This is a genomic window from Providencia sp. PROV129 (assembly GCF_028482245.1).
Classification (GTDB): Bacteria; Pseudomonadota; Gammaproteobacteria; order Enterobacterales; family Enterobacteriaceae; genus Providencia; species Providencia vermicola.
Window position 1 is genome coordinate 1 of sequence record NZ_JAMPQD010000036.1, and the last position, 25,044, is coordinate 25,044.

General features: G+C 43.2%; 43 protein-coding genes. 37 read left to right on the forward strand and 6 right to left on the reverse strand.

What is annotated here, in order from left to right:
* The first annotated feature begins 313 nt into the window (after nucleotides 1-313).
* From bfd to PSF27_RS19940, 32 genes are all read left to right on the forward strand, one after another.
* Nucleotides 314-514 (forward strand): bacterioferritin-associated ferredoxin, encoded by a 201-nt coding sequence (gene bfd, locus PSF27_RS19785; RefSeq protein WP_206086910.1) that lies wholly within the window; start codon nucleotides 314-316, stop codon nucleotides 512-514.
* A 126-nt stretch (nucleotides 515-640) separates the two neighbouring features.
* Entirely contained in the window at nucleotides 641-1,114 is a 474-nt protein-coding gene (bfr, locus tag PSF27_RS19790; RefSeq protein ID WP_206086911.1) for a bacterioferritin, read from the forward strand.
* A gap of 346 nt (nucleotides 1,115-1,460) precedes the next feature.
* Nucleotides 1,461-1,772, forward strand: coding sequence for a 30S ribosomal protein S10 (gene rpsJ, locus PSF27_RS19795; RefSeq protein WP_001181005.1), 312 nt, complete (start codon nucleotides 1,461-1,463; stop codon nucleotides 1,770-1,772).
* Nucleotides 1,773-1,804: 32 nt separating this feature from the next.
* A complete protein-coding gene (rplC, locus tag PSF27_RS19800) occupies nucleotides 1,805-2,434 on the forward strand; it encodes a 50S ribosomal protein L3 (protein ID WP_206086912.1) in 630 nt (209 codons plus the stop codon).
* Between the two features lie 16 nt (nucleotides 2,435-2,450).
* Nucleotides 2,451-3,056: a 50S ribosomal protein L4 gene (rplD, locus tag PSF27_RS19805; RefSeq protein WP_206086913.1), complete on the forward strand. Its 606-nt coding sequence runs from the start codon at nucleotides 2,451-2,453 to the stop codon at nucleotides 3,054-3,056.
* Complete coding sequence (gene rplW / locus PSF27_RS19810; protein ID WP_206086914.1) at nucleotides 3,053-3,355, forward strand: 50S ribosomal protein L23; 303 nt, start codon at nucleotides 3,053-3,055, stop codon at nucleotides 3,353-3,355. Before rplD ends, rplW begins: the two co-directional genes overlap by 4 nt.
* Before the next feature lie 19 nt (nucleotides 3,356-3,374).
* Nucleotides 3,375-4,199: a 50S ribosomal protein L2 gene (gene rplB / locus PSF27_RS19815; protein ID WP_206086915.1), complete on the forward strand. Its 825-nt coding sequence runs from the start codon at nucleotides 3,375-3,377 to the stop codon at nucleotides 4,197-4,199.
* A 14-nt stretch (nucleotides 4,200-4,213) separates the two neighbouring features.
* Complete coding sequence (gene rpsS, locus PSF27_RS19820) at nucleotides 4,214-4,492, forward strand: 30S ribosomal protein S19 (RefSeq protein ID WP_004265426.1); 279 nt, start codon at nucleotides 4,214-4,216, stop codon at nucleotides 4,490-4,492.
* Nucleotides 4,493-4,507: 15 nt separating this feature from the next.
* On the forward strand, nucleotides 4,508-4,840 hold the full coding sequence (rplV, locus tag PSF27_RS19825; protein WP_206086916.1) for a 50S ribosomal protein L22: 333 nt from the start codon (nucleotides 4,508-4,510) through the stop codon (nucleotides 4,838-4,840).
* 17 nt (nucleotides 4,841-4,857) lie between these two features.
* Nucleotides 4,858-5,559 carry a 30S ribosomal protein S3 gene (gene rpsC / locus PSF27_RS19830; RefSeq protein WP_004907131.1) on the forward strand — a complete coding sequence of 234 codons (702 nt, stop codon included), beginning with the start codon at nucleotides 4,858-4,860 and terminating at the stop codon, nucleotides 5,557-5,559.
* A gap of 12 nt (nucleotides 5,560-5,571) precedes the next feature.
* Complete coding sequence (gene rplP, locus PSF27_RS19835) at nucleotides 5,572-5,982, forward strand: 50S ribosomal protein L16 (RefSeq protein WP_004265436.1); 411 nt, start codon at nucleotides 5,572-5,574, stop codon at nucleotides 5,980-5,982.
* A complete protein-coding gene (gene rpmC, locus PSF27_RS19840; RefSeq protein WP_206086917.1) occupies nucleotides 5,982-6,173 on the forward strand; it encodes a 50S ribosomal protein L29 in 192 nt (63 codons plus the stop codon). The genes rplP and rpmC overlap by 1 nt, the downstream gene beginning before the upstream one ends.
* Nucleotides 6,173-6,427 carry a 30S ribosomal protein S17 gene (gene rpsQ / locus PSF27_RS19845; protein WP_042847566.1) on the forward strand — a complete coding sequence of 85 codons (255 nt, stop codon included), beginning with the start codon at nucleotides 6,173-6,175 and terminating at the stop codon, nucleotides 6,425-6,427. The genes rpmC and rpsQ overlap by 1 nt, the downstream gene beginning before the upstream one ends.
* Nucleotides 6,428-6,603: 176 nt before the next feature.
* Nucleotides 6,604-6,975, forward strand: coding sequence for a 50S ribosomal protein L14 (gene rplN / locus PSF27_RS19850; RefSeq protein ID WP_004265449.1), 372 nt, complete (start codon nucleotides 6,604-6,606; stop codon nucleotides 6,973-6,975).
* 10 nt (nucleotides 6,976-6,985) lie between these two features.
* Nucleotides 6,986-7,300: a 50S ribosomal protein L24 gene (rplX, locus tag PSF27_RS19855; RefSeq protein ID WP_047756683.1), complete on the forward strand. Its 315-nt coding sequence runs from the start codon at nucleotides 6,986-6,988 to the stop codon at nucleotides 7,298-7,300.
* Nucleotides 7,301-7,315: 15 nt separating this feature from the next.
* The gene (gene rplE / locus PSF27_RS19860; protein WP_206086918.1) at nucleotides 7,316-7,855 is read left to right on the forward strand and encodes a 50S ribosomal protein L5; all 540 of its coding nucleotides are present in this window, start codon (nucleotides 7,316-7,318) and stop codon (nucleotides 7,853-7,855) included.
* A 12-nt stretch (nucleotides 7,856-7,867) separates the two neighbouring features.
* Entirely contained in the window at nucleotides 7,868-8,173 is a 306-nt protein-coding gene (rpsN, locus tag PSF27_RS19865) for a 30S ribosomal protein S14 (RefSeq protein WP_004265458.1), read from the forward strand.
* Between the two features lie 29 nt (nucleotides 8,174-8,202).
* Nucleotides 8,203-8,595 (forward strand): 30S ribosomal protein S8, encoded by a 393-nt coding sequence (rpsH, locus tag PSF27_RS19870; protein WP_004907134.1) that lies wholly within the window; start codon nucleotides 8,203-8,205, stop codon nucleotides 8,593-8,595.
* 14 nt (nucleotides 8,596-8,609) lie between these two features.
* Complete coding sequence (gene rplF / locus PSF27_RS19875) at nucleotides 8,610-9,143, forward strand: 50S ribosomal protein L6 (RefSeq protein ID WP_206086919.1); 534 nt, start codon at nucleotides 8,610-8,612, stop codon at nucleotides 9,141-9,143.
* A gap of 9 nt (nucleotides 9,144-9,152) precedes the next feature.
* Nucleotides 9,153-9,506, forward strand: a complete 354-nt coding sequence (rplR, locus tag PSF27_RS19880) for a 50S ribosomal protein L18 (protein ID WP_006657021.1) — start codon at nucleotides 9,153-9,155, stop codon at nucleotides 9,504-9,506.
* A 14-nt stretch (nucleotides 9,507-9,520) separates the two neighbouring features.
* Entirely contained in the window at nucleotides 9,521-10,021 is a 501-nt protein-coding gene (rpsE, locus tag PSF27_RS19885; protein ID WP_006657022.1) for a 30S ribosomal protein S5, read from the forward strand.
* Nucleotides 10,022-10,027: 6 nt separating this feature from the next.
* The gene (rpmD, locus tag PSF27_RS19890; RefSeq protein WP_004265475.1) at nucleotides 10,028-10,207 is read left to right on the forward strand and encodes a 50S ribosomal protein L30; all 180 of its coding nucleotides are present in this window, start codon (nucleotides 10,028-10,030) and stop codon (nucleotides 10,205-10,207) included.
* 3 nt (nucleotides 10,208-10,210) lie between these two features.
* A complete protein-coding gene (rplO, locus tag PSF27_RS19895; RefSeq protein WP_206086920.1) occupies nucleotides 10,211-10,645 on the forward strand; it encodes a 50S ribosomal protein L15 in 435 nt (144 codons plus the stop codon).
* A 7-nt stretch (nucleotides 10,646-10,652) separates the two neighbouring features.
* The gene (gene secY / locus PSF27_RS19900) at nucleotides 10,653-11,978 is read left to right on the forward strand and encodes a preprotein translocase subunit SecY (RefSeq protein WP_206086921.1); all 1,326 of its coding nucleotides are present in this window, start codon (nucleotides 10,653-10,655) and stop codon (nucleotides 11,976-11,978) included.
* 45 nt (nucleotides 11,979-12,023) lie between these two features.
* On the forward strand, nucleotides 12,024-12,140 hold the full coding sequence (gene rpmJ, locus PSF27_RS19905) for a 50S ribosomal protein L36 (protein ID WP_206086922.1): 117 nt from the start codon (nucleotides 12,024-12,026) through the stop codon (nucleotides 12,138-12,140).
* Nucleotides 12,141-12,285: 145 nt separating this feature from the next.
* Nucleotides 12,286-12,642 (forward strand): 30S ribosomal protein S13, encoded by a 357-nt coding sequence (gene rpsM, locus PSF27_RS19910; RefSeq protein ID WP_004907144.1) that lies wholly within the window; start codon nucleotides 12,286-12,288, stop codon nucleotides 12,640-12,642.
* A 16-nt stretch (nucleotides 12,643-12,658) separates the two neighbouring features.
* Nucleotides 12,659-13,048, forward strand: coding sequence for a 30S ribosomal protein S11 (gene rpsK / locus PSF27_RS19915; RefSeq protein ID WP_004388621.1), 390 nt, complete (start codon nucleotides 12,659-12,661; stop codon nucleotides 13,046-13,048).
* A gap of 37 nt (nucleotides 13,049-13,085) precedes the next feature.
* Nucleotides 13,086-13,706 carry a 30S ribosomal protein S4 gene (gene rpsD, locus PSF27_RS19920; RefSeq protein WP_004265487.1) on the forward strand — a complete coding sequence of 207 codons (621 nt, stop codon included), beginning with the start codon at nucleotides 13,086-13,088 and terminating at the stop codon, nucleotides 13,704-13,706.
* 25 nt (nucleotides 13,707-13,731) lie between these two features.
* On the forward strand, nucleotides 13,732-14,721 hold the full coding sequence (locus PSF27_RS19925; protein ID WP_206086923.1) for a DNA-directed RNA polymerase subunit alpha: 990 nt from the start codon (nucleotides 13,732-13,734) through the stop codon (nucleotides 14,719-14,721).
* 37 nt (nucleotides 14,722-14,758) lie between these two features.
* Nucleotides 14,759-15,145 carry a 50S ribosomal protein L17 gene (rplQ, locus tag PSF27_RS19930; RefSeq protein WP_014657271.1) on the forward strand — a complete coding sequence of 129 codons (387 nt, stop codon included), beginning with the start codon at nucleotides 14,759-14,761 and terminating at the stop codon, nucleotides 15,143-15,145.
* Nucleotides 15,146-15,280: 135 nt separating this feature from the next.
* Nucleotides 15,281-15,697: a Zn(2+)-responsive transcriptional regulator gene (zntR, locus tag PSF27_RS19935; RefSeq protein ID WP_272516391.1), complete on the forward strand. Its 417-nt coding sequence runs from the start codon at nucleotides 15,281-15,283 to the stop codon at nucleotides 15,695-15,697.
* Nucleotides 15,698-15,728: 31 nt separating this feature from the next.
* A complete protein-coding gene (locus PSF27_RS19940) occupies nucleotides 15,729-15,929 on the forward strand; it encodes an alternative ribosome-rescue factor A (protein WP_047756676.1) in 201 nt (66 codons plus the stop codon).
* On the opposite strand, the gene mscL is transcribed toward PSF27_RS19940, so the two are convergent.
* From mscL to def, 5 genes are all read right to left on the reverse strand, one after another.
* Nucleotides 15,930-16,340, reverse strand: a complete 411-nt coding sequence (gene mscL, locus PSF27_RS19945; RefSeq protein ID WP_206086924.1) for a large-conductance mechanosensitive channel protein MscL — start codon at nucleotides 16,338-16,340, stop codon at nucleotides 15,930-15,932.
* Between the two features lie 108 nt (nucleotides 16,341-16,448).
* Nucleotides 16,449-17,825 carry a Trk system potassium transporter TrkA gene (trkA, locus tag PSF27_RS19950; RefSeq protein WP_206086925.1) on the reverse strand — a complete coding sequence of 459 codons (1,377 nt, stop codon included), beginning with the start codon at nucleotides 17,823-17,825 and terminating at the stop codon, nucleotides 16,449-16,451.
* A 33-nt stretch (nucleotides 17,826-17,858) separates the two neighbouring features.
* The gene (gene rsmB / locus PSF27_RS19955; RefSeq protein ID WP_272682112.1) at nucleotides 17,859-19,145 is read right to left on the reverse strand and encodes a 16S rRNA (cytosine(967)-C(5))-methyltransferase RsmB; all 1,287 of its coding nucleotides are present in this window, start codon (nucleotides 19,143-19,145) and stop codon (nucleotides 17,859-17,861) included.
* 67 nt (nucleotides 19,146-19,212) lie between these two features.
* Entirely contained in the window at nucleotides 19,213-20,160 is a 948-nt protein-coding gene (gene fmt / locus PSF27_RS19960; RefSeq protein WP_272682113.1) for a methionyl-tRNA formyltransferase, read from the reverse strand.
* 28 nt (nucleotides 20,161-20,188) lie between these two features.
* Nucleotides 20,189-20,710: a peptide deformylase gene (gene def / locus PSF27_RS19965; protein ID WP_272682114.1), complete on the reverse strand. Its 522-nt coding sequence runs from the start codon at nucleotides 20,708-20,710 to the stop codon at nucleotides 20,189-20,191.
* Nucleotides 20,711-20,842: 132 nt separating this feature from the next.
* Here def and dprA point away from each other — a divergent pair, with 132 nt between their 5' ends.
* The 5 genes from dprA to PSF27_RS19990 are packed head-to-tail and all read left to right on the forward strand — an operon-like array spanning nucleotide 20,843 to nucleotide 24,163.
* Entirely contained in the window at nucleotides 20,843-21,934 is a 1,092-nt protein-coding gene (gene dprA, locus PSF27_RS19970) for a DNA-processing protein DprA (protein WP_272682115.1), read from the forward strand.
* A 27-nt stretch (nucleotides 21,935-21,961) separates the two neighbouring features.
* Complete coding sequence (locus tag PSF27_RS19975; RefSeq protein ID WP_206086930.1) at nucleotides 21,962-22,501, forward strand: DNA topoisomerase family protein; 540 nt, start codon at nucleotides 21,962-21,964, stop codon at nucleotides 22,499-22,501.
* A gap of 12 nt (nucleotides 22,502-22,513) precedes the next feature.
* Nucleotides 22,514-23,083, forward strand: a complete 570-nt coding sequence (gene tsaC / locus PSF27_RS19980; RefSeq protein WP_206086931.1) for an L-threonylcarbamoyladenylate synthase type 1 TsaC — start codon at nucleotides 22,514-22,516, stop codon at nucleotides 23,081-23,083.
* A gap of 5 nt (nucleotides 23,084-23,088) precedes the next feature.
* Nucleotides 23,089-23,931: a shikimate dehydrogenase gene (gene aroE / locus PSF27_RS19985; RefSeq protein WP_206086932.1), complete on the forward strand. Its 843-nt coding sequence runs from the start codon at nucleotides 23,089-23,091 to the stop codon at nucleotides 23,929-23,931.
* Entirely contained in the window at nucleotides 23,903-24,163 is a 261-nt protein-coding gene (locus tag PSF27_RS19990) for a DUF1488 domain-containing protein (RefSeq protein WP_272682116.1), read from the forward strand. The genes aroE and PSF27_RS19990 overlap by 29 nt, the downstream gene beginning before the upstream one ends.
* Here PSF27_RS19990 and PSF27_RS19995 read toward each other — a convergent pair.
* Nucleotides 24,139-24,684 carry a gamma carbonic anhydrase family protein gene (locus tag PSF27_RS19995; RefSeq protein WP_206086934.1) on the reverse strand — a complete coding sequence of 182 codons (546 nt, stop codon included), beginning with the start codon at nucleotides 24,682-24,684 and terminating at the stop codon, nucleotides 24,139-24,141. The genes PSF27_RS19990 and PSF27_RS19995 overlap by 25 nt on opposite strands.
* Nucleotides 24,685-25,044: the final 360 nt, after the last annotated feature.

The following is a 25,044-nucleotide window of genomic DNA, read 5'->3' on the forward strand; positions in this document are numbered from 1 at the left end:
ATAGCATCACAAAATGTTAGAAAAGGGCACCTTAATTGGTGCCTTTTTTATATCTGCTCGTATCCCTTCTCCAATGTTTTAACTTCTCCATAGAAATTATTTCTCTTAGAAAAATTAGTTATTAGATATTAATTCGTTATGCTTGTTGCAGAATTGCAACTTATGTGTCGGTAAATAAATATGAGTCGAAATGAGAACTATTTTTAAATTAAATATAGATGTAGAAGCCTGTGTAAATAATCTGTAATGGTAATTGAAATGCGAATCATTTTTATTTAAAATATGCGTATATAATTTATACAGGCTAAAAAATATGTACGTTTGTCTTTGTGAAGCCATTACAGATAAGCAAATCAGAAATGCGGTAAGGAAATACCAAGTCAGCTCATTAAAAGGGTTGCGACAAGTATTGCCTGTCGGTCGTGAATGTGGAAAGTGTATTCGGCAAACAAGAGAGATTTTACAACAAGAGCTTATCCAGCTAGAAGAGATTTGTGCTATTGAAGTTGCATAATCGCTTACCCTTCAAATTATCTTCCAATTAGTTTTATTGCCTTTTACATAAATGCTTGTGTAAAAATTACTCTGCTAATCAATTTCAGTACTACACTTAAAAGACTGGAAGCGATGGAGGGTACAAATGAAAGGCGATAAAAAAATGATAGCCCACCTTAATAAATTGTTGGGCAATGAGCTAGTCGCAATTAACCAATATTTTTTACATGCACGTATGTTTAAAAATTGGGGGCTGACACGTCTCAATGAGATGGAATATCATGAATCAATCGATGAAATGAAACATGCCGATAAATACATAGAGCGTATTCTTTTCCTTGAAGGTATTCCTAATTTACAAGACTTAGGTAAGTTAAACATCGGTGAGGATGTGGAAGAAATGCTTAAGTCAGATTTACAGCTTGAACTTGATGGCGCAAAAAACTTAAAAGAGGCAATTAAGTACGCAGATTCTATCCATGATTATGTCAGCCGAGATCTGATGATTGAAATTTTAGCGGATGAAGAAAATCATATTGATTGGATAGAAACACAGTTAGATTTAATTGTTCGCTTAGGTATTCAAAATTATCTACAAGCTCAAGTGATCGAAGAGTAGTGACTTTAGATTTCAACCTTCTGTGAGATTTTTGATTTTGATAGGCGCCTAACTTCTGAATCCATCAGAGTTGGGCGTTTTTTTGTTATGACCATGAGAAAATTCGCACATATTTTCCCCGATTGCTTGCGTTTCGCAATAATTTACGTATAATGCGCGGGCTTACTGATGAGTAAGCCCTAATTTATTAGGACTGAAATATCAGTATTGAGCCAACGATTTGTTGCTCATTTAGACAATACTCCCGATATGGGGGTTACACTAAGACGATTACACTCCCCCATCAATCGAAATGGGTGCGAGGAGTAATCATTTACGTTTATAAAATAGTTGGAGCTCTGGTCTCATGCAGAACCAAAGAATCCGTATCCGCCTTAAAGCTTTTGATCATCGTTTAATCGATCAATCAACTGCGGAAATCGTAGAGACTGCTAAGCGCACTGGTGCGCAGGTACGTGGTCCTATCCCGCTGCCGACACGTAAAGAGCGTTTTACCGTTCTGATTTCTCCGCACGTTAATAAAGATGCGCGTGATCAGTACGAAATTCGCACTCACAAACGTCTGGTTGACATCGTTGAGCCAACCGAGAAGACCGTTGATGCTCTGATGCGTCTGGACCTGGCTGCCGGCGTTGACGTGCAGATCAGCCTGGGTTAATCAGGTCGTCGAACGATTGAGAGGTTGAAACAATGATTGGTTTAGTCGGTAAGAAAGTGGGAATGACACGTATCTTCACTGAAGATGGTGTTTCTATCCCTGTAACTGTTATCGAAATTGAAAATAACCGCGTTACTCAGGTTAAAACTGCAGAAACTGACGGTTACAATGCAATTCAGGTTACTACTGGTAGCAAAAAAGCTAACCGTGTAACTAAACCTGAAGCAGGTCATTTCGCTAAAGCTGGCGTTGAAGCTGGCCGTATTCTGCGCGAATTCCGTACTGAAGAAGGTGCTGAATTTACTGCAGGTCAAAGCATTAGCGTTGAAATTTTCGCTGACGTTAAAAAAGTCGACGTTACTGGTACATCTAAAGGTAAAGGTTTTGCTGGCACAGTTAAACGCTGGAATTTCCGTACTCAAGATGCTACTCACGGTAACTCCTTGTCACACCGTGTTCCGGGTTCTATCGGTCAGAACCAGACTCCGGGCAAAGTGTTCAAAGGCAAGAAAATGGCAGGCCAACTGGGTAATGAACGTGTAACTGTTCAAAGCTTAGATGTAGTACGTGTTGACGCTGAGCGCAACCTGCTGCTGGTCAAAGGTGCTGTTCCAGGAGCAACTGGTAGCAACCTGATCGTAAAACCGGCTGTCAAGGCTTAACGTCAAGGAGATAGGAATGGAATTGGTAATGAAAGACGCGCAAAGCGCGCTGACTGTTTCCGAAACTACCTTCGGGCGTGATTTCAATGAAGCGCTTGTTCACCAAGTAGTTGTTGCGTATGCAGCTGGTGCTCGTCAAGGTACTCGTGCTCAGAAAACTCGTGCTGAAGTTTCTGGTTCAGGTAAAAAACCATGGCGTCAAAAAGGCACAGGCCGTGCACGTTCTGGTTCAATCAAGAGCCCAATCTGGCGCTCTGGTGGTGTTAGCTTCGCAGCTAAACCACAGGACCACAGTCAAAAAGTTAATAAAAAGATGTACCGTGGTGCTTTAAAAAGCATCCTCTCTGAGTTGGTACGTCAAGATCGTCTGATCGTTGTCGAACAGTTCTCTGTTGAAGCACCTAAAACTAAGTTGCTGGCACAGAAATTGAAAGATATGGCTCTGCAAGATGTTCTGATCATCACTGCTGAATTAGATGAAAATCTGTTCTTAGCAGCACGTAACCTGTACAAGGTTGACGTTCGTGATGTAGCAGGTATCGACCCAGTTAGCCTGATTGCTTTCGACAAAGTGGTTATGACTGCTGATGCTGTGAAGCAAGTTGAGGAGATGCTGGCATGATCCGTGAAGAACGTCTGCTGAAAGTACTGCGCGCGCCGCATGTATCTGAAAAAGCTTCTACAGCGATGGAAAAAAGCAATACCATCGTTCTCAAAGTTGCAAAAGATGCAACTAAAGCAGAAATCAAAGCTGCTGTACAGAAACTGTTTGAAGTTGAAGTTGAAGGTGTTAACACTTTGCTGGTTAAAGGCAAAACTAAACGCCACGGTCAGCGTACTGGTCGTCGTAGCGACTGGAAAAAAGCTTACGTTACGCTGAAAGAAGGCCAGAATCTGGACTTCATTAGCGGCGCAGAGTAAGTCGGAGGAGTAAAGAACAATGGCAGTTGTTAAATGTAAACCTACGTCTCCGGGCCGTCGCCACGTAGTTAAAGTGGTTAACCCTGAGCTGCATAAGGGTAAACCTTATGCTCCGCTGTTAGAAAAAAACAGCAAATCCGGTGGTCGTAACAACAATGGCCGTATCACTACCCGTCACATCGGTGGTGGCCATAAGCAGCATTATCGTTTAGTTGACTTTAAACGCAACAAAGATGGTATCCCTGCTGTTGTTGAGCGTTTGGAATATGATCCAAATCGTTCTGCGAACATCGCACTGGTTCTATATAAAGACGGTGAACGTCGTTATATTCTTGCACCAAAAGGCCTGAAAGCTGGCGACCAGATTCAATCTGGTGTTGATTCAGCAATCAAAGCTGGTAATGCAATGCCAATGCGCAACATCCCTGTTGGTTCTACAGTTCACAACATTGAACTGAAACCAGGTAAAGGTGGTCAGTTAGCGCGTTCAGCAGGTACTTACGCTCAAATCGTTGCTCGTGATGGTGCTTATGTAACATTACGTCTGCGTTCTGGTGAAATGCGTAAAGTATTAGCAGATTGCCGTGCAACCTTAGGTGAAGTTGGTAACGCTGAACATATGTTACGTGTTCTCGGTAAAGCTGGTGCTAGCCGCTGGCGTGGTATTCGTCCTACCGTTCGCGGTACTGCGATGAACCCAGTAGACCATCCACATGGTGGTGGTGAAGGCCGTAACTTTGGTAAACACCCAGTAACACCATGGGGCGTTCAGACCAAAGGTAAGAAAACTCGTAGCAACAAGCGTACTGATCAATTCATCGTACGTCATCGTTCTAAAAAATAATTAGAGGATAAGCCATGCCACGTTCTCTCAAGAAAGGTCCTTTCATTGACCTGCACTTGCTGAAGAAGGTAGAGAAAGCGGTGGAAAGCGGAGACAAGAAGCCTCTCAAGACTTGGTCCCGTCGTTCAACGATCTTTCCTAATATGATCGGATTGACCATCGCTGTCCATAATGGTCGTCAGCATGTTCCAGTTTTCGTAACCGACGAAATGGTTGGTCACAAACTGGGTGAATTCGCACCGACTCGCACTTATCGCGGCCATGCGGCAGATAAGAAAGCTAAGAAACGTTAAGGATAGGAGGAAGAGATGGAAACTTTAGCTATACATCGCCACGCTCGTTCTTCTGCCCAGAAGGTTCGCTTAGTCGCCGACCTGATTCGCGGTAAGAAAGTGTCGCAAGCTCTGGAAATTCTGACCTACACCAACAAGAAAGCTGCTGGTTTAGTGAAGAAAGTACTTGAATCTGCAATTGCTAACGCAGAGCAAAACGATGGCGCTGACATTGATGACCTGAAAGTTGCGAAAATTTTCGTAGACGATGGTCCAACTATGAAACGCATCATGCCGCGTGCGAAAGGCCGTGCAGATCGTATTCTTAAGCGCACCAGCCACATTACTGTGGTTGTGTCCGATCGCTGAGACTCTGGAGACTAGCAATGGGTCAGAAAGTACATCCTAATGGTATTCGCCTGGGTATTGTCAAACCTTGGAACTCTACTTGGTATGCGAATACTAATGAATTCGCTGACAACCTAGACAGCGATTTTAAAGTACGTCAGTACTTGAATAAAGAACTGGCAAAAGCGTCAATCTCTCGCATCGTTATCGAACGTCCTGCGAAAAGCATCCGTGTGACTATTCACACTGCTCGCCCAGGTATCGTTATCGGTAAGAAAGGTGAAGACGTTGAAAAACTGCGTAAAACAGTAGCGGATATCGCTGGTGTTCCTGCGCAAATCAATATCGCCGAAGTTCGTAAACCAGAACTAGACGCAAAATTAGTTGCTGACAGCATCTCTTCACAGCTGGAACGTCGTGTTATGTTCCGTCGTGCTATGAAGCGTGCAGTACAGAACGCAATGCGTCTGGGCGCTAAAGGTATCAAAGTTGAAGTCAGTGGCCGTTTAGGCGGTGCTGAAATCGCTCGTACCGAGTGGTATCGTGAAGGCCGTGTGCCACTGCACACATTACGTGCTGATATCGATTACAACACTTCAGAAGCGCACACTACATATGGTGTTCTCGGCGTTAAGGTATGGATCTTCAAAGGTGAGATTCTGGGTGGTATGGCTGCTGTTGAACAAGCTGAGAAACCAGCTGCTCAACCTAAAAAGCAGCAGCGTAAAGGCCGCAAGTAAGGAGAGTCGCTGATGTTACAACCAAAGCGTACAAAATTCCGTAAGGTGCACAAGGGCCGCAACCGTGGTCTAGCGCAAGGTACGGATGTTAGCTTCGGCACTTTCGGTCTTAAAGCTGTTGGCCGTGGTCGTCTGACTGCACGTCAGATCGAAGCGGCACGTCGTGCTATGACCCGTGCTATTAAGCGTCAAGGTAAAATCTGGATCCGTGTGTTCCCAGACAAACCAATCACTGAGAAACCACTCGAAGTTCGTATGGGTAAAGGTAAAGGTAACGTAGAATATTGGGTTGCCTTAATCCAGCCTGGAAAAGTCCTGTACGAAATGGACGGTGTGCCTGAAGAGCTGGCTCGTGAGGCATTCTCTCTGGCAGCAGCGAAACTGCCTATCAAAACCACCTTTGTAACTAAGACGGTGATGTAATGAAAGCACAAGAGCTGCGCGTAAAAAGCGTTGAAGAGCTGAATGCTGAACTGCTGAATCTGCTGCGTGAACAATTTAATTTACGTATGCAAGCTGCAAGCGGTCAGCTGCAACAGTCTCATCTGTTGAAACAAGTGCGTCGCGATATCGCACGTGTGAAGACTTTACTGACTGAGAAGGCAGGTGCGTAATGAGCGATAAAATCCGTACTCTGCAAGGTCGTGTAGTTAGCGATAAAATGGAGAAATCTATTGTTGTTGCTATCGAGCGTATGGTGAAACACCCTCTGTATGGTAAATTCATCCGTCGTACGACTAAATTGCACGTACATGACGAGAACAATGAATGTGGAATTGGTGACGTGGTAGAAATCCGCGAAACTCGTCCACTGTCTAAGACTAAGTCTTGGGCCTTAGTTCGCGTTGTAGAAAAAGCTGTTCTGTAATAGAATAGATTTTTCGTGATGAATAAACGGCTCTTTTTGACTGAGCCGTTTATTTTTTTCTGTCCATCGCGTTGATGTGGTGTTATAATGCCGCGCCCTCGTAGTATGGGTATATTTGAACGGCCTCTTCATAATGAGGTGGCTCAGTAGTAGTTGACATTTAGCGGAGCACTAAAATGATCCAAGAACAGACTATGCTGAACGTGGCCGACAACTCCGGTGCACGTCGCGTAATGTGTATCAAGGTTCTAGGTGGCTCGCACCGTCGCTATGCACATGTAGGCGACATCATTAAAATTACTGTTAAAGAAGCAATTCCACGCGGTAAAGTTAAAAAGGGTGATGTCCTGAAAGCGGTAGTGGTGCGCACCAAGAAGGGTGTACGTCGCCCTGACGGTTCTGTCATTCGCTTCGATGGTAATGCTTGTGTGTTATTAAACAATAACAGCGAGCAAGTAATCGGTACGCGTATTTTTGGGCCGGTAACTCGTGAACTTCGTAATGAGAAGTTTATGAAAATTATCTCTCTGGCACCTGAAGTACTCTAAGGAGCGAACTATGGCAGCGAAAATCCGTCGTGATGACGAAGTTATCGTGCTAACTGGTAAAGACAAAGGTAAGCGCGGTAAAGTAAAACAGGTTCTTTCTTCTGGTAAAGTTATCGTTGAAGGTATCAATCTGGTTAAAAAACATCAGAAGCCAGTTCCGGCTCTGAATCAACCAGGTGGCATCGTTGAAAAAGAAACGGCTATTCAAGTTTCTAACGTTGCAATCTTTAACGCGGCAACTGGTAAGGCAGACCGTGTAGGCTTTAGATTCGAAGACGGCAAAAAAGTCCGTTTCTTCAAATCTAACAGTGAAACTATCAAGTAATTTTTGGAGTATACGATGGCGAAACTGCATGATTACTATAAAGACGAAGTTGTTAATAAACTCATGACTGAGTTTAGTTACTCTTCTGTCATGCAAGTCCCTCGGGTCGAGAAGATCACCCTGAATATGGGTGTTGGTGAAGCGATTGCTGATAAAAAACTGCTGGATAACGCAGCAGCTGATTTAACAGCTATCTCTGGTCAAAAACCATTGATCACCAAAGCACGCAAATCTGTTGCAGGCTTCAAAATCCGTCAGGGCTATCCAATCGGCTGTAAAGTAACCCTGCGTGGTGAACGCATGTGGGAGTTCCTTGAGCGTCTGATTTCTATTGCTGTACCACGTATTCGTGACTTCCGTGGCTTGTCCGCTAAGTCTTTCGATGGTCGCGGTAACTACAGCATGGGTGTTCGTGAACAAATCATCTTCCCTGAAATCGATTACGATAAAGTGGATCGTGTACGTGGTTTAGATATTACTATCACCACTACTGCGAAATCAGATGACGAAGGTCGCGCACTGTTAGCAGCGTTCAACTTCCCGTTCCGCAAGTAAGGCAGGGTACTCATGGCTAAGAAATCTATGAAAGCGCGTGATGTTAAACGTGCTAAATTAGCTGAGAAGTTCTTCGCAAAACGCGTTGAATTGAAAGCTATCATCTCTGATGTTAAAGCATCTGATGAAGATCGCTGGGACGCTGTTCTCAAGCTGCAAACACTGCCACGTGATTCAAGTCCTTCTCGTCAGCGTAACCGCTGCCGTCAAACAGGGCGTCCGCACGGTTTCCTGCGGAAGTTTGGTCTGAGCCGTATTAAAGTCCGTGAAGCCGCTATGCGCGGTGAAATCCCGGGCCTTAAAAAGGCAAGTTGGTAATTCCATTTGAATCACGGGAGTAAAGACAGATGAGCATGCAAGATCCCATCGCGGATATGCTGACCCGTATCCGTAACGGTCAGGCCGCGAACAAAGTTGCGGTCACCATGCCTTCCTCCAAGCTGAAAGTGGCGATTGCCAAAGTGCTGAAGGAAGAAGGTTATATTGAAGATTTTAAAATTGAAGGCGACATCAAGCCAGAATTGGAACTGACTTTACGTTATTTCCAAGGTAAGGCTGTTGTAGAAAGCATTCAGCGTGTAAGCCGCCCAAGTCTGCGCATCTATAAGAAAAAAGATGAGCTGCCACAAGTTATGGCTGGCCTAGGTATCGCTGTTGTTTCTACCTCTAAAGGTGTCATGACTGATCGTGCAGCTCGCCAAGCTGGTCTTGGTGGCGAGATTCTCTGCTACGTAGCTTAATTCGGGAGGAAAGAATGTCTCGTGTGGCAAAAGCACCCGTCGTCATTCCTGCCGGCGTAGAGGTAAAACTCAACGGTCAGGTTATTTCGATTAAGGGTAAAAACGGCGAGCTTACTCGTACTATCCATAATGCAGTTGAAGTTAAACATGAAGATGGCCATTTAACTTTCGGACCACGTGATGGTTTTGAAGATGCGTGGGCACAAGCGGGTACTACTCGTTCACTGTGCAATGCAATGGTTGTTGGTGTTACCGATGGCTTCACTAAAAAGCTTCAACTGGTTGGTGTTGGTTACCGTGCAGCAATCAAAGGCAATGCTGTTAGCTTGTCTTTAGGTTTCTCGCATCCGGTTGAACACGCACTGCCAGCAGGCATTACTGCTGAATGTCCAACACAAACTGAAATCGTACTGAAAGGTGCGGATAAGCAAGTGATTGGTCAAGTTGCAGCAGAACTGCGTGCTTACCGTCGTCCTGAGCCTTACAAAGGTAAAGGTGTTCGTTACGCCGATGAAATCGTGCGTACCAAAGAGGCTAAGAAGAAGTAAGGTAACACTATGGATAAGAAAGCAGCTCGTATCCGTCGTGCGACCCGCGCACGCCGTAAGATCCAAGAATTGGGTGCGACTCGCCTGGTGGTACATCGTACTCCACGCCATATTTATGCGCAGGTTATCGCACCAAACGGTTCTGAAACATTGGTTGCAGCTTCTACTACAGAAAAAGCTATCAATGAACAAGTTAAGTTTACTGGAAACAAAGACGCAGCAGCAGCAGTTGGTAAATTAGTTGCTGAACGCGCACTGGAAAAAGGCATCACTGTTGTTGCTTTTGACCGTTCTGGTTTCCAATATCATGGTAGAGTCCAGGCACTGGCAGATGCTGCCCGTGAAGCTGGCCTTCAGTTCTAAGGTAGAGGTGTAAGATGTCTCACATCGAAAAACAAGCTGGCGAACTGCAGGAAAAGCTGATCGCGGTAAACCGCGTAGCAAAAACCGTTAAAGGTGGCCGTATTTTCAGCTTTACCGCACTGACTGTAGTTGGTGATGGTAACGGTCGCGTTGGTTTTGGCTACGGCAAAGCGCGCGAAGTTCCGGCAGCAATCCAGAAAGCGATGGAAAAAGCCCGTCGCAGTATGAAAACCGTTGCTCTTAACAACGGCACATTATTCCACCCAGTGAAAGGTACACACACCGGTTCCCGCGTGTTTATGCAACCTGCTCACGAAGGTACTGGTATTATTGCCGGTGGTGCAATGCGTGCAGTGTTAGAAGTAGCTGGAGTTCGCAACGTACTGGCTAAAACCTACGGTTCCACAAACCCAATCAACGTGGTTCGTGCAACACTGGATGCTTTAGACAGCATGAAGTCTCCAGAAATGGTCGCAGCTAAGCGTGGAAAATCCGTCGAAGAAATTCTGGGGTAATCAGCCATGGCTAAGACTATTAAAATTACACAAGTTCGCAGTTCAATCGGTCGTCTGCCTAAGCATAAGGCAACACTGGTCGGTTTAGGTCTGCGTCGCATTGGTCATACAGTAGAACGTGAGGATACTCCTGCCGTTCGTGGTATGGTCAACTTGGTTTCCTACATGGTTAAAGTTGAGGAGTAAGAGATGCGTTTAAATACTCTGTCTCCGGCTGAAGGTGCCAAGCACGCGCCTAAACGCGTAGGTCGTGGTATCGGTTCTGGTCTGGGTAAAACTGGCGGACGTGGTCACAAAGGTCAGAAATCTCGTTCTGGCGGTGGCGTACGCCGTGGTTTCGAAGGTGGCCAGATGCCTTTATACCGTCGTTTGCCGAAATTCGGCTTTACTTCACGCAAAGCAATGATCACTGCAGAGATTCGTCTGTCTGATTTTGCAGCTGTTGAAGGCGATGTTATTGATCTGAACGCACTGAAAGCCGCGAACGTTGTTGGCATCCAGATTGAATTTGCGAAAGTTATTCTGTCTGGCGAAGTGAACCGTGCAGTTACTGTACGTGGCCTTCGTGTTACTAAAGGTGCTCGCGCTGCAATCGAAGCTGCCGGCGGTAAAATTGAGGAATAAGTGACAGATGGCTAAACAACCAGGATTAGATTTTCAAAGTGCCAAAGGTGGAGCTGGCGAACTTAAACGCAGACTTTTGTTTGTAATTGGTGCGCTAATTGTATTCCGAATTGGTTCTTTTATTCCAATCCCTGGTATTGATGCCACTGTGCTTGCCAAATTGCTCGAACAGCAACAAGGCACCATCATTGAAATGTTTAACATGTTCTCTGGTGGTGCTCTTAGCCGTGCTTCTATCTTTGCTTTGGGTATCATGCCGTATATTTCGGCATCGATCATTGTCCAATTATTATCAGTGGTTAATCCACGATTAGCAGAGATTAAGAAGGAAGGAGAAGCAGGTCGTCGGAAGATAAGCCAATATACTCGTTGGGGTACTCTGGTATTAGCAATATTCCAATCTATTGGTATTGCAATGGGTCTACCGAATATGCCAGGGATGCAAGGATTAGTGATTGATCCAGGCCTTCCGTTCTACTTTACGGCAGTTGTTAGCTTAGTCACAGGAACCATGTTCCTTATGTGGTTAGGCGAACAGATAACTGAAAGAGGTATCGGTAACGGTATTTCAATCATTATCTTCGCTGGTATCGTTGCGGGATTACCGCCGGCCATTGGCCATACCATCGAGCAAGCTCGGCAAGGCGATCTGCACTTCCTCCTGTTGCTGTTGGTTGCGGTGTTAGTATTCGCGGTAACTTTCTTTGTTGTGTTTATGGAACGTGGTCAACGTCGTATTGTCGTTAATTACGCTAAACGTCAGCAAGGACGCCGTGTTTATGCAGCACAAAGTACACATTTACCGTTAAAAGTGAATATGGCGGGTGTAATTCCTGCAATTTTTGCTTCCAGTATCATACTATTCCCAGGTACAATAGCATCTTGGTTTGGTGATGGAACTGGCTGGGACTGGCTGACTACAATTTCTATGTACTTACAGCCTGGTCAACCGTTATATGTGTTGCTTTATGCTTCTGCGATCATCTTCTTCTGTTTCTTCTATACGGCGTTGGTTTTCAACCCGAGAGAAACAGCAGATAACCTGAAGAAGTCCGGTGCATTTGTACCAGGAATTCGTCCGGGAGAGCAAACGGCCAAGTACATTGATAAGGTAATGACTCGCCTGACATTAGTTGGTGCGTTATACATTACCTTTATCTGCCTAATCCCGGAGTTCATGCGTGACGCAATGAAAGTACCTTTCTACTTTGGTGGTACTTCCCTCTTAATTGTGGTTGTCGTTATCATGGACTTTATGGCTCAAGTGCAAACTCTGATGATGTCAAGTCAGTATGAGTCTGCATTGAAGAAAGCAAACCTTAAAGGTAAATAATCACTTAGTGTGGTTATGGTTTGCTAGAAGTTACGGAGAGTAAAAATGAAAGTTCGTGCTTCCGTCAAGAAATTATGCCGTAACTGTAAAGTTATCCGTCGCCATGGTAGCGTTCGTGTAATTTGCAGTGTTGAACCAAGACATAAACAACGTCAAGGTTAAGAAAAAGCATTTTTTTCTTGCAAAGTTGGGTTGAGCTGGCTAAATTAGCCAGCCAATCTTTTTTATCTAAGATACATTATTGTTTGAGTATCCTGAAAACGGGCTTTTCAGCACAGTAATGTATATTTTAACTTAGGAGTGCATAGTGGCCCGTATAGCAGGCATTAACATTCCTGATCATAAACATACCGTAATCGCTTTAACATCGATTTTCGGAATCGGCAAAACACGTTCACAGGCTATCTGTGAAGCAACTGGTATTGCTGAAAATGTTAAGATCAGTGAGCTGTCTGAAGAACAAATCGACAAGCTGCGTGACGAAGTTGCCAAGTATGTGGTAGAAGGTGACCTACGTCGTGAAATTACCCTGAGCATCAAGCGTCTGATGGACCTTGGATGTTACCGTGGTTTACGTCATCGTCGTGGTCTTCCTGTGCGCGGACAGCGTACTAAGACTAACGCTCGTACCCGCAAGGGTCCGCGTAAGCCGATCAAGAAATAAGTCGGGGTATTGAATAATGGCAAAGGCACCAGTTCGTGCACGTAAGCGTGTAAGAAAACAAGTCTCAGACGGTGTGGCTCATATCCATGCTTCTTTCAACAACACAATCGTTACAATTACTGACCGTCAGGGTAACGCATTAGGTTGGGCAACTGCCGGTGGTTCCGGTTTCCGTGGTTCTCGCAAATCCACTCCGTTCGCAGCTCAGGTTGCGGCAGAGCGTTGCGCAGAAGCTGTGAAAGAATACGGAATCAAAAACCTGGAAGTTATGGTTAAGGGACCGGGTCCGGGTCGCGAATCAACAATTCGTGCTCTGAACGCCGCTGGTTTCCGCATCACTAATATTACTGATGTGACTCCTATCCCTCATAACGGTTGTCGCCCACCGAAAAAACGTCGCGTTTAATACGTTTCGTTTTTTTTAGGACTGTTGGAGAAAGAAAATGGCTAGATATTTGGGTCCTAAGCTCAAGCTGAGCCGTCGCGAAGGAACAGACCTCTTTCTGAAGTCTGGTGTTCGCGCGATTGACACCAAGTGTAAATTAGAACAGGCACCAGGCCAGCACGGAGCGCGTAAACCGCGTCTGTCTGACTACGGTGTTCAGTTACGTGAAAAACAAAAAGTTCGTCGTATCTACGGTGTTCTGGAACGTCAATTCCGTAACTATTACAAAGAAGCAACACGTCTAAAAGGCAACACAGGTGAAAACCTGCTGACTCTGCTGGAAGGTCGTCTTGATAACGTCGTTTATCGTATGGGCTTTGGCGCAACTCGCGCAGAAGCACGTCAAATGGTTAGCCATAAAGCTATCATGGTAAATGGTCGTGTTGTTAATATCGCTTCTTATCAGGTTTCCCCGAATGACGTTATCAGCGTTCGTGAGAAAGCTAAAAAACAGTCTCGTATTAAGGCTGCTTTAGAGCTGGCTGAACAGCGTGAGAAGCCAACTTGGCTGGAAGTTGATGCTGCTAAAATGGAAGGTGTGTTCAAACGTATTCCTGAACGTACTGACTTGTCTGCGGACATTAACGAACACCTGATCGTCGAGCTTTACTCCAAGTAAAGCTTAGCACCAAAGAGAGGACACAATGCAGGGTTCTGTGACAGAGTTTCTAAAACCGCGCCTGGTAGATATCGAGCAAGTGAGTTCGACGCACGCTAAGGTGACCCTTGAGCCTTTAGAGCGTGGCTTTGGCCATACTCTAGGTAACGCACTGCGCCGTATTCTGCTTTCGTCTATGCCGGGTTGTGCGGTGACAGAGGTTGAGATTGATGGTGTACTGCATGAGTACAGCACCAAAGAAGGTGTACAGGAAGATATCCTGGAGATTCTCCTCAACCTGAAAGGGCTGGCGGTAAAAGTTCAGGGGAAAGATGAAGTTATTTTAACCTTGAATAAATCTGGCATTGGCCCTGTGACTGCAGCCGATATCATCCATGATGGTGATGTCGAAATCGTCAAGCCACAGCATATCATCTGCCACCTGACTGACGAAAACGCATCAATTAATATGCGTATTAAAGTTCAGCGTGGTCGTGGTTATGTGCCGGCTTCTGCCCGAGTTCATTCGGAAGAAGATGAGCGCCCAATTGGTCGTTTGTTAGTCGATGCTTGCTACAGCCCTGTAGAGCGTATTGCCTACAATGTTGAAGCAGCTCGTGTTGAGCAACGTACTGACTTGGATAAGTTAGTTATCGAAATGGAAACTAATGGTACAATCGATCCTGAAGAGGCGATTCGCCGTGCAGCGACCATTCTGGCTGAACAGCTTGAAGCTTTTGTTGATTTACGTGATGTACGTCAACCAGAAGTTAAAGAAGAAAAACCAGAATTCGATCCTATCTTATTGCGCCCAGTTGACGATCTGGAATTGACTGTCCGCTCTGCTAACTGCCTTAAAGCAGAAGCTATCCACTACATCGGTGATCTGGTACAGCGTACAGAAGTTGAGTTGCTTAAAACGCCTAACCTTGGTAAGAAATCTCTTACTGAAATTAAGGACGTCTTGGCATCTCGTGGTCTTTCTCTGGGCATGCGCTTAGAAAATTGGCCACCAGCAAGTATTGCTGATGATTAAGATCACAGGTTAAGGTTTTACTGAGAAGGATAAGGTCATGCGCCATCGTAAGAGTGGTCGTCAATTGAACCGCAACAGCAGCCACCGCCAAGCTATGTTCCGTAACATGGCTGGTTCTTTAGTTCGTCATGAGATCATCAAGACGACTCTGCCTAAAGCGAAAGAACTGCGTCGCGTCGTTGAGCCGCTGATTACTCTTGCCAAGACCGACAGCGTAGCTAATCGTCGTCTGGCATTCGCACGTACTCGTGATAACGAGATCGTTGCAAAATTATTTAATGAACTGGGACCTCGTTTCGCAGCTCGTGCTGGTGGTTACACTCGTATTCTTAAGTGTGGCTTCCGTACAGGCGACAACGCTCCGATGGCTTACATCGAGCTTGTTGACCGTGCTGTTGAGTCTCAAGAAGCAGCTGCAGAGTAATCTACAGTAGCTTTCAAGAAAACCGGGTATATTTGCCCGGTTTTTTTGTACCTGCTATTCTTACCCTTCGAATGATTTGTTCTTCCCTTGAATTTTCTACTATCAATCCTTATTTACAGGTAAAGCATTATGAGTATGTATAAGATAGGTGAAATTGCCAAGTTAGCCGATGTGACTCCCGATACAGTTCGCTTCTATGAGAAACAAGGGCTAATGGGGCACAAAGTACGTACCGAAGGTGGTTATCGTTTATTTACAGAACAAGACCTTCAGAGATTGCGTTTTATCCGTTATGCAAAGCAATTAGGTTTTACTTTAGAAGCAATATCAGAGCTGTTGTCTATTCGTGTTGATCCAGAACACCATACTTGCCAGGAGTCTAAACATATTGTCGATATCAGATTACTGGAAGTTGAAAAAAAGATTCAAGAGCTTATTATCATGCGTGATTCACTGAAGATGTTGAGTTCTGCATGCTGTGGTGAGGAACATGCGTCAACATACTGTTCTATTATGGAGATTCTAGAGCGGGGTGCATCTAAGGTTTATTAAGGTTATTAACTGAAACTAAAGAAGGTATATTATGAGTAAATATCAACACAAACGTGGTGAGATAAAAGATAATGCAATTGAAGCATTACTTCATGACCCATTATTTCGTCAACGAGTAGAAAAAAATAAAAAAGGAAAAGGAAGTTATACAAGAAAAGGAAAAAATAATAAGGCAAATAACTGGGAGGCCAGCGGTAATAGGTTTATTTACTTATTACCACTGGCTTTTTAGTTATTTTTTATTCTGCTCTTTCAATAAATCACGAATTTCTGATAATAAAACTTCTTCAGTAGAGGGCGGCGTTGGTTCAGCTGGTGCAGCTTCTTTTTCACGACGAACTTTATTCATTACTTTAATTGCCATAAAGATCGCAAAAGCTACAATAACAAAGTCAAATACAGTTTGTATAAACATTCCATAATTAAGTACAACAGCTGGCAAATCACCTTGTGCTTCTTTTAGTACAACACTAAATGATTTAAAGTCTACCCCACCAATGAGTAGGCCTAATGGGGGCATGATGACATCAGCAACTAATGAAGAAACAATCTTACCAAATGCAGCACCAATAATAATACCGACAGCCATATCTACTACATTGCCTTTCATGGCAAATTCGCGAAAATCTTTTAAAAAACTCATCGACGACCCCTTAATAAATAATTCAATTGAAACAAAGTGCGTGTTAGGTTAACAAATTATAGTCGCTAGATTTATTAAGCTGCAAATATTTACGTTCTTTTTATTATTTTATAAAAAGAACGGGCTTGGCTGGAATAATTTCTCTACGTCAGGAACGTATTTTTTATCTGTAATAAACATAATGACATGGTCACCTTGTTCAATAATATGATAATCGCTAGCTATAATAACTTCCTCTTCTCGAACTATTGCGCCAATAATTGTTCCTGGAGGAAGTTTAATTTCAGATATTTTTTTACCGACCACTTTTGAGGTATTTTCATCACCGTGTGCAATAGCTTCAATGGCCTCTGCGACACCTCTTCTTAAAGAAGAAACACTAACAATATCGGCTTTTCTTACATGGCTTAATAAAGCAGAGATCGTGGCTTGCTGAGGAGAGACGGCAATATCAATCACTCCCCCCTGAACAAGCTCAACGTAGGCTGAACGCTGGATAAGCACCATTGCTTTTTTGGCCCCCATTTTTTTCGCTAACATTGCAGACATAATATTAGCTTCATCATCATTTGTGAGGGCGATAAACACATCCATTTGCTCAATATGTTCTTCAGTGAGTAGCTCTTGGTCAGATGCATCACCATAAAATACGATGGTATCATGTAGCAGTTGTGCTAATTCAGTCGCGCGTTGCTGGTTTCGCTCGATAAGCTTAACGCTATAATCTTTTTCTAAACGCCGAGCTAGACCTGCACCAACATTTCCTCCACCCACAATCATTAAGCGCTTATAGGGTTTTTCCAGCCTTTGTAGCTCACTCATTACTGCGCGAATATGTTGTGTTGAAGCGACAAAGAAGACTTCATCACCTGCTTCAATAACCGTTGAGCCTTGAGGACGAATAGGGCGATCTTGCCGAAATATCGCAACAACTCGCGTATCTATATGTGGCATATGTTCACGTAAGCTAGATAAAGCATTCCCTACCAGTGAACCACCATAGTAAGCTTTTACAGCAACAATACTGACTTTACCTTCCGCAAAATTAACAACCTGAAGAGCACCAGGATATTGAATCAGTTTATAGATATAGTCGATAACCAATTGCTCAGGTGATATCAGGTAGTCAATTGGGATCTGCTCAGGAAGAAAAAGCTTATCTGCCTCACGGATATATTCGGTGGCTCTGATCCGTGCAATTTTATTCGGAGTATTAAATAGGCTATATGCAATTTGGCAAGCAATCATATTTGTTTCGTCAGAGTTAGTGACCGCGACTAACATATCAGCATCTTCAGCCCCTGCGTCACGAAGCACGCGTGGATGGGAGCCATGACCATTGACGACACGTAGATCGAATTGATCTTGCAGCTGGCGCAGACGATCGCCATCGGTATCAACGACTGTAATATCATTGTTCTCATCAACTAAATTTTCAGCAAGTGTGCCACCGACTTGCCCAGCGCCTAGAATAATGATTTTCATTGCATATTCCTATATTAGGTAACTCATGACTTATTATTGTACTTGTTTTATTATACGTGCATAAAAGAAGCCATCACCACCTTCAGCACTTGGCAATATTTGCAGTCCTGCCTCTGTCCCATCATTTAGATGTGCATCGGAATGTTTAGTAAGGAACCGTTGTATTTGCTGACAGTTTTCTTCAGGCATGACAGAACAGGTCGCATACAATAAAGTACCACCTGCTTTTAGATAAGGCCAAACAGCCTCTAAGATTTTAGCCTGTAATTCTGCCAGTTCATTGATATCGGAGTCACGACGTAGCCATTTTATATCAGGGTGGCGACGGATAACTCCAGTCGCCGAACAAGGTGCATCAAGTAAAATTCGATCAAATTGCTGCCCATCAGCCCATTTTTCGGGCTGTGTACCGTCTCCTTGCACGACAGTAGCGTGTTGCTTAAGACGAATTAAATTATCTTTTACTCGTTTTAGACGGGTTTCATCAATATCAACTGCAAGTACATTAGCTTTTGGTGCGAGCTCTAAAATATGTGTTGTTTTGCCACCTGGTGCCGCACATAAATCTAAAATATTTTCACCATTTTGTGGTTCAAGTCGTTCTGCACAGCCTTGAGCAGAAACATCTTGTACTGTTGACCAACCCTCATCGAAGCCTGGTAATTTTGTGACTGCGGTAGGTTCCTCTAAGCGGATAGCACTGGGATGAGTTGAGTGCAAGTGTGCCGCTATTTCTGCTTGTTCTAACAGACCAAGATATTGCTCTGCAGTATGATGTTGGGAGTTGACTCTTAGCCACATAGGTGGGCGCTGATTATTTGCTTCAACAATAGTTTGCCAATCATTAGGATAAGCAACTTGTAAACGCTTGAGTAACCAACTCGGGTGAAGGTATTGGCTATTGTTATTCGCGATCCGTTCTTCTAATTGAACCTGTTGGCGTTGAAAAGAACGTAAGACACCATTGATTAAGCCTTTTAGTTGAGGGCGTTTGAGTGCGACGGCACCATTTACGGTTTCAGCTAATGCTGCATGTGCTGGTATACGTGTGTAGAGTAGCTGATAGATACCGACCATAATTAGATAGTGCAAGGTTCTCTGTTTACCCGTGAGCGGTTTTTCCATTAATTGGCTAATAAACCATTCAAGCTTAGGTAAATAACGTAGAACACCAAAGCAAATCTCTTGTAATAATGCTCTATCTTTATCGTTGATATTACGTTGCAAATCAGGCAAAACAGTACTTAATGATTGCCCATTATCGATAACTTGGTTAATTGCAGTCGCAGCGAGACTACGCAAATTGTATGTGTTTTTCATAAGTGAAGATGGGTCTTTTAGTTACTAAAATAAAACTGCCTGATATTTCAGGCAGTTTACAGATTCGTTAATCGAGAATTTGCTCTGGGGTAAACCATTCACGGCGGGAGTTTAGTATGTCCTGCGCACTCATGGCTTTTTTGCCTGGTGGTTGTAATTGGGTGATATTTAATACGCCATTCCCCGTAGCAATGCATATCCCATTTTTATCCGCACGAATGATTGTGCCAGGTTGCTTACCTTGTAAATCTTCAATCACTTCAGCTTGCCAAACCTTAATCAGTTGTTCCTGAACCACAAAATAGCTCATCGGCCATGGATTAAATGCACGGATACAACGTTCAATATGAGCCGCATCTTGTTGCCAATCAATACGAGCTTCTTCTTTAGAGAGTTTTTCTGCGTAATTGGCAAGAGCATCATTTTGCTTTTCTGGTGTACATTGGCCCGTAGATAACATATTAACCGTATGAATTAAAGCTTCCGGCCCAGTGATAGCGAGTTTTTCATACAGGGTTGCACTGGTGTCGTTCGGCGTGATGGGGCAGACAGCTTTATACAGCATGTCGCCCGTATCTAATCCCGCATCCATCTGCATAATTGTCACCCCTGTTTCAGCGTCCCCGGCCCAAATTGAGCGTTGAATCGGTGCCGCTCCACGCCAACGAGGCAATAAGGAACCATGTACATTCAAACAGCCTAAGCGAGGAATGTCTAAAACAGCTTGGGGTAAAATCAAACCATATGCGACAACTATCATGAGATCTGCATTTCTGTCTTTGAGCCACTGTTGATTTTCAGCGCCTCTTAGAGATATGGGTTGAAAAACAGGGATGTCATGTTCCTGCGCTAAAACTTTTACAGGGCTCGGCGTTAGTTTTTTACCTCTACCTGCAGGTTTATCATGGCGAGTAAGAACGCCAACGATTTGGTGCTGGGTTCCAAGAAGAGCAGCTAAATGTTTTGCTGCAAAATCAGGCGTTCCTGCAAAGATAATTTTTAATGGTTCTGACACGTTAATTTCCCTGTTTTTATTCACTAAACTAGCTATTTTTTGCCTCTTTCGCTCTAAGCCTATCGAGCTTTTCAACTTTCTGGCGAATACGTTGGCGTTTTAACGGCGATAAGTAATCAACAAACAGCTTACCAACAAGGTGATCCATTTCATGTTGGATACAAATAGCCAATAAACCATCAGCTTCGAGTTCAAAAAGCTCGCCATTATAATCTAATGCACGGATTTTGACTTGCTCTGCTCGAGGAACAAACCCTTGTTGCTCAGGAATAGAAAGACATCCTTCTTCGATACCCGTTTCACCTGATTTATCTAATAATTCAGGATTGATAATCACTAAACGTTGGTCACGTGTTTCAGACACATCAATAACAATGATCCGCTGGTGGATATCGACTTGCGTAGCAGCGAGCCCAATACCTTCTTCCTCGTACATGGTATCGAACATATCATCTACAATGAGTTGAATTTGCGCATCAACTTTTTCGACTGGCTTAGCAATTGTGCGTAAGCGCTCGTCTGGATAATGTAATACGTTTAAGACTGACATAAATTTTTCGAGCGGTTTCCAAAAAGTGAATGGGAATTAATGCTTATTCTAGACATTTCTCGGGCATATTGACAGTATTGGTTATGATTTGTTCACTGAGGAACATATCTACTAATCAGTCAGGATGACGAAATGAACCTCCAAGAAATATGGTTAAGAATGTCTCTGGTAAGTCGGTTATTACCCATTCATGCAGTAGGCATTATTAATGAGCTAAAACAACTTAGTAAAATCAGTAATAGGGCTTTGCAACACTGTGGTTTAAACGAAATACAAAGGCTACAATTCCTTAATGTGCCAAAGCACCGATTGGAAAAAGTACAACAATGGTTAATGGATAAAAGTAATCAAATGATTACTTTTATAGACCCTCTTTATCCTTTTTTATTAAAACAGATCCATCACCCACCACTTTTGCTTTTTGTGGTAGGAAAAAAAGAAATACTTGCAACGCAACAAATCGCTTTAGTTGGAAGTCGGCAAGCGAGTGAGTATGGTAGAAAGTGGTCGACGGAGTTTGTTAAGGATTTTGTTCAATATGGGATGGCGATTACCAGCGGACTTGCGTTAGGCATTGATGGGATAAGCCATAAGGCTGCACTTGATAACAATGGCGTGACTATTGCTGTTTTGGGTAGTGGCTTGGAAAATATTTATCCGAAACAACATGATGCGCTTGCTGAACAAATAAAAGAAAATGGGGCTCTCGTATCGGAATACTGGCCAGATACTCCACCATTACCCAAACAGTTTCCAAGACGAAATCGAATTATTAGCGGGTTAAGTAAAGTGGTAGTCGTCATAGAAGCGGGTATGAAAAGTGGCTCCTTAATTACAGCGCGTTATGCTATTGAGCAAAATCGTGACCTTTTTACGCTTCCTGCACCTCTTGGCAATCCTGCATTTGGTGGTAACCTCTGGTTATTGCAACAAGGCGCTTATTTATTAGTGGATGCTGAGGATATTTTACAGCATTTAAGGGATGGGCTAAATTGGGTCCAATCTGAGCTTCCCATCGATGCTTATAAGAACAATGACACGCTTCCCAAGCTTAGTTTGGTTGAAAATAAAATTTTTGATGTGGTGGGCTACCAAGTTACACCAGTGGATACTATTGCGACTCAAGTTCAGATGCCGATTACTCAAGTTGTTTCAATATTAACAGAAATGGAAATTAATGGTGTGATTCGCTCCTGCTCTGGTGGATATATCAGACTAAGTTAATTGATTGATTAAAAGTAAGAGAAAAAAATGTCGAAACAATTGCCTTTTGATACAGATAAAAACGAATATTGCCCAGAGTGTAATTCTTTGCTGGTGATCCGTAATAGTAGCCATGGGCCTTTTCTTGGATGCTCTAGTTATCCAGAATGTCACTATATGCGCCCATTGAGGCCAAGTATTGAAAGTCATGTTATCAAGGTGTTAGATGGGCAGCTTTGTCCTCAGTGTGGGCATGACCTGGTATTGAAACAAGGTCGGTTTGGTATGTTCATTGGTTGTAGTCATTACCCTGAATGTGAGCATATTGAGCTCATAGATAAACCAGATGAAACAAAAGTTCCTTGCCCACAATGCCAAAAAGGCAATTTACTCCAAAGAAAATCCCGTTTTGGGAAGACTTTTTATGCCTGTGATAACTACCCTAACTGTCAGTTTATTCTTAATAATAAGCCTACTGTTGGTAAATGTATGTTTTGTGAATATCCATTATTGATGGAAAAAAGGGGGGGACTGGGAGTAAGATTATTTTGTGCCAGCAAACGCTGCGGTAAGCAACAAGAAGAATAATGAGTTAAAACTATGTCAAATGAATCTACACCTGCAATTGAAAGTATTATTGTTTCGTTAAAACAAGAAAAAGTGATCGCCTATCCAACTGAAGCTGTTTTTGGTTTAGGTTGTGACCCTGATAGCGAGACGGCAGTTCATCAGCTTTTAGACCTTAAACAGCGTCCTTGGGAAAAAGGATTGATTCTCATAGCTGATACTTATGAGCAATTAAAAGATTACATCGATGATGCACAATTAACGGAAGAGCAAAAACAAGCGATGTTCGCGACATGGCCAGGGCCAGTGACATGGGTTATTCCAGCTAAAGCGACAACACCTAAATGGTTAACAGGGCGGTTTGATACACTAGCCGTGAGAGTTACCGACCATGCACTTGTCAAAAAACTTTGTCGTCATTATGGTAAGCCATTGGTATCAACAAGTGCCAATTTAAGCGGGTTTGAGCCATGCAGAACCACTGAAGAGGTTATTGCACAGTTTAATGACAGGGTGCCTGTGCTTGATGGAAATGTTGGTGGCCGCCAGAACCCATCTGAAATCAGGGATGCCAAGACAGGCGAATTGTATCGTAAAGGATAATATTAATGGAAATGTTTGCAGTCTTTGGAAATCCGATTCAGCACAGTAAATCACCGTTTATACATAAGATGTTTGCAGAACAAACGGGGATTACTCTTGAGTATGAAAAAATTTTAGCACCGATAGAAAACTTTGAAGAAAGTTTGGGCGTTTTTTTTTCACAAGGTGGAAAAGGCGCAAACATCACCTTGCCATTTAAGGAACGAGCTTTTTTAGTTGTTTCTGAGTTGACTGAGCGTGCTCAAATTTGTGGTGCGGTCAATACGGTGATGAAGCTTGATGATAACCGACTGCTTGGTGATAACACAGATGGGATGGGGTTACTGTTAGACTTACAACGTTTAGAATTTGTGCAGCCAAATAGTCGAGTACTCATCATCGGTGCTGGTGGAGCAACACGAGGTGCATTATTACCGCTTTTAGAGTTTGGTTGTGATATCACACTGACAAATAGAACGTTTTCTAAAGTAGAAACGTTAGTTAATGAGTTCTCCTCATTAGGCAAGATTCGAGGAAAAGCGCTCGAACAGATCGGCTCAGCAGATTTTGATCTGGTTATAAATGCGACGTCATCAGGTGTTAGTGGAGAGATCCCTGCGATTAACCCAATTGTTTTTACAAAGAAAATTGCTTGTTATGACATGTTTTATCAAGCAACATTAACACCTTTCCTTGAGTTTGCGCGTCAACATCAGGTGACAAAAATTGCTGATGGACTTGGGATGTTAGTTGGGCAAGCCGCATTTTCGTTCAAATTATGGCATGGTGTTCAACCAGAAATTACACCTGTTTTGTCTGCTTTATATAAGGAATTAAAAGGTGAATCAATTGATCCAATTCCCCGATAGGGAAGAATGGGATGAATCATCTGGGGTGGTGCGTTTTCCTGTGTTAATTAGCGGTCTACTTGCGGAATGCACTATTTCGCAAGCTCTTTTATTTCAACGATATGGTGAAGAAGAAACGGCATTAGTATTTTTTCAACAAAATCGATGGGATGTAGAAGAAGAGTTCGAAGCCTTGATCGCACAAGGCTTCGATGATGAAAATGGAATTTACGTATTATCAGAAGATAAATAATTATTTTTCCATTCAACATAATTATTGGCGGAATAACGTAAATGCGCGAGTTCAGCATCAGTCAGTTTCCTGATGGCTTTTGCTGGGCTGCCCATATATAAATAGCCAGATTCCAAACGCTTACCTTGAGTAACTAGACTATTCGCACCAATCACGACATCATCTTCTATTATAGCCCCATCAATTACGATTGAACCCATTCCGACTAATACTCGATTACCAATAGTGCAACCATGAAGCATAACTTTGTGCCCAACAGTGACATCTTCACCAATGATTAGTGGGTTTCCCTCTGGATTGCTGGCGGATTTATGTGTCACATGTAATACGGAGCCATCTTGAATATTCGTACGAGCACCAATAGCAATGTAGTTAACATCTCCACGTAAAACGGAAAGAGGCCAAATACTAACATCTTTAGCTAATCGTACATCACCAATAACCACTGAAGATGGATCGATAAAAACTCGTGGTTCAAGTGAAGGATAGATGCCCAAGTAAGATCGTAAAGGTTTATTCATATCAATAGCCATAAAAATGAAAAAGAAAGAATGATAAGTAACTTGTTAACTTATTATGAGTTAATGTACTAAATAAGTACGTCAAAGTAAGAATTATAGGTGAAAAATTGCTCTTTTTATAACCATTGTGAGGCTAAAAAAGGCAAGGTGGTGATTTTATCCTCAAACAGTGTTTTTTTTTAAAAAAAAGGTTGTGTAATTCTGCCACCTCCCTATAATGCGCATCCGTTGTCACGGCAAACCGCTTCGGTGGTGAGGTTAGAAAATAAAAGCCTTAAGCCAAACTTGAGAAAGTAAGTGATAACACGATGTGAAGAAAGAAAAAGTTGAAAATAAACACTTGACTTTCTAAAAGAAAAA

Coding starts and splice junctions, on each gene's coding strand:
- rpsC (WP_004907131.1), top strand. CDS start 4,858: ATGGGTCAGAAAGTACATCCTAATGGTATTCGCCTGGGTATTGTCAAA.
- PSF27_RS19995 (WP_206086934.1), bottom strand. CDS start 24,684: ATGAATAAACCTTTACGATCTTACTTGGGCATCTATCCTTCACTTGAA.
- rpsE (WP_006657022.1), top strand. CDS start 9,521: ATGTCTCACATCGAAAAACAAGCTGGCGAACTGCAGGAAAAGCTGATC.
- rplV (WP_206086916.1), top strand. CDS start 4,508: ATGGAAACTTTAGCTATACATCGCCACGCTCGTTCTTCTGCCCAGAAG.
- rpmC (WP_206086917.1), top strand. CDS start 5,982: ATGAAAGCACAAGAGCTGCGCGTAAAAAGCGTTGAAGAGCTGAATGCT.
- rpsH (WP_004907134.1), top strand. CDS start 8,203: ATGAGCATGCAAGATCCCATCGCGGATATGCTGACCCGTATCCGTAAC.
- rplC (WP_206086912.1), top strand. CDS start 1,805: ATGATTGGTTTAGTCGGTAAGAAAGTGGGAATGACACGTATCTTCACT.
- bfd (WP_206086910.1), top strand. CDS start 314: ATGTACGTTTGTCTTTGTGAAGCCATTACAGATAAGCAAATCAGAAAT.
- rpsD (WP_004265487.1), top strand. CDS start 13,086: ATGGCTAGATATTTGGGTCCTAAGCTCAAGCTGAGCCGTCGCGAAGGA.
- PSF27_RS19975 (WP_206086930.1), top strand. CDS start 21,962: ATGTCGAAACAATTGCCTTTTGATACAGATAAAAACGAATATTGCCCA.
- rplR (WP_006657021.1), top strand. CDS start 9,153: ATGGATAAGAAAGCAGCTCGTATCCGTCGTGCGACCCGCGCACGCCGT.
- PSF27_RS19925 (WP_206086923.1), top strand. CDS start 13,732: ATGCAGGGTTCTGTGACAGAGTTTCTAAAACCGCGCCTGGTAGATATC.
- zntR (WP_272516391.1), top strand. CDS start 15,281: ATGTATAAGATAGGTGAAATTGCCAAGTTAGCCGATGTGACTCCCGAT.
- secY (WP_206086921.1), top strand. CDS start 10,653: ATGGCTAAACAACCAGGATTAGATTTTCAAAGTGCCAAAGGTGGAGCT.
- rplD (WP_206086913.1), top strand. CDS start 2,451: ATGGAATTGGTAATGAAAGACGCGCAAAGCGCGCTGACTGTTTCCGAA.
- rplE (WP_206086918.1), top strand. CDS start 7,316: ATGGCGAAACTGCATGATTACTATAAAGACGAAGTTGTTAATAAACTC.
- rpmD (WP_004265475.1), top strand. CDS start 10,028: ATGGCTAAGACTATTAAAATTACACAAGTTCGCAGTTCAATCGGTCGT.
- rplX (WP_047756683.1), top strand. CDS start 6,986: ATGGCAGCGAAAATCCGTCGTGATGACGAAGTTATCGTGCTAACTGGT.
- mscL (WP_206086924.1), bottom strand. CDS start 16,340: ATGAGTTTTTTAAAAGATTTTCGCGAATTTGCCATGAAAGGCAATGTA.
- rpsK (WP_004388621.1), top strand. CDS start 12,659: ATGGCAAAGGCACCAGTTCGTGCACGTAAGCGTGTAAGAAAACAAGTC.
- rplN (WP_004265449.1), top strand. CDS start 6,604: ATGATCCAAGAACAGACTATGCTGAACGTGGCCGACAACTCCGGTGCA.
- rplP (WP_004265436.1), top strand. CDS start 5,572: ATGTTACAACCAAAGCGTACAAAATTCCGTAAGGTGCACAAGGGCCGC.
- trkA (WP_206086925.1), bottom strand. CDS start 17,825: ATGAAAATCATTATTCTAGGCGCTGGGCAAGTCGGTGGCACACTTGCT.
- rplO (WP_206086920.1), top strand. CDS start 10,211: ATGCGTTTAAATACTCTGTCTCCGGCTGAAGGTGCCAAGCACGCGCCT.
- rpsQ (WP_042847566.1), top strand. CDS start 6,173: ATGAGCGATAAAATCCGTACTCTGCAAGGTCGTGTAGTTAGCGATAAA.
- tsaC (WP_206086931.1), top strand. CDS start 22,514: ATGTCAAATGAATCTACACCTGCAATTGAAAGTATTATTGTTTCGTTA.
- PSF27_RS19940 (WP_047756676.1), top strand. CDS start 15,729: ATGAGTAAATATCAACACAAACGTGGTGAGATAAAAGATAATGCAATT.
- rplQ (WP_014657271.1), top strand. CDS start 14,759: ATGCGCCATCGTAAGAGTGGTCGTCAATTGAACCGCAACAGCAGCCAC.
- aroE (WP_206086932.1), top strand. CDS start 23,089: ATGGAAATGTTTGCAGTCTTTGGAAATCCGATTCAGCACAGTAAATCA.
- rplB (WP_206086915.1), top strand. CDS start 3,375: ATGGCAGTTGTTAAATGTAAACCTACGTCTCCGGGCCGTCGCCACGTA.
- dprA (WP_272682115.1), top strand. CDS start 20,843: ATGAACCTCCAAGAAATATGGTTAAGAATGTCTCTGGTAAGTCGGTTA.
- rpmJ (WP_206086922.1), top strand. CDS start 12,024: ATGAAAGTTCGTGCTTCCGTCAAGAAATTATGCCGTAACTGTAAAGTT.
- rsmB (WP_272682112.1), bottom strand. CDS start 19,145: ATGAAAAACACATACAATTTGCGTAGTCTCGCTGCGACTGCAATTAAC.
- def (WP_272682114.1), bottom strand. CDS start 20,710: ATGTCAGTCTTAAACGTATTACATTATCCAGACGAGCGCTTACGCACA.
- rpsJ (WP_001181005.1), top strand. CDS start 1,461: ATGCAGAACCAAAGAATCCGTATCCGCCTTAAAGCTTTTGATCATCGT.
- rpsN (WP_004265458.1), top strand. CDS start 7,868: ATGGCTAAGAAATCTATGAAAGCGCGTGATGTTAAACGTGCTAAATTA.
- rplF (WP_206086919.1), top strand. CDS start 8,610: ATGTCTCGTGTGGCAAAAGCACCCGTCGTCATTCCTGCCGGCGTAGAG.
- bfr (WP_206086911.1), top strand. CDS start 641: ATGAAAGGCGATAAAAAAATGATAGCCCACCTTAATAAATTGTTGGGC.
- rplW (WP_206086914.1), top strand. CDS start 3,053: ATGATCCGTGAAGAACGTCTGCTGAAAGTACTGCGCGCGCCGCATGTA.
- rpsS (WP_004265426.1), top strand. CDS start 4,214: ATGCCACGTTCTCTCAAGAAAGGTCCTTTCATTGACCTGCACTTGCTG.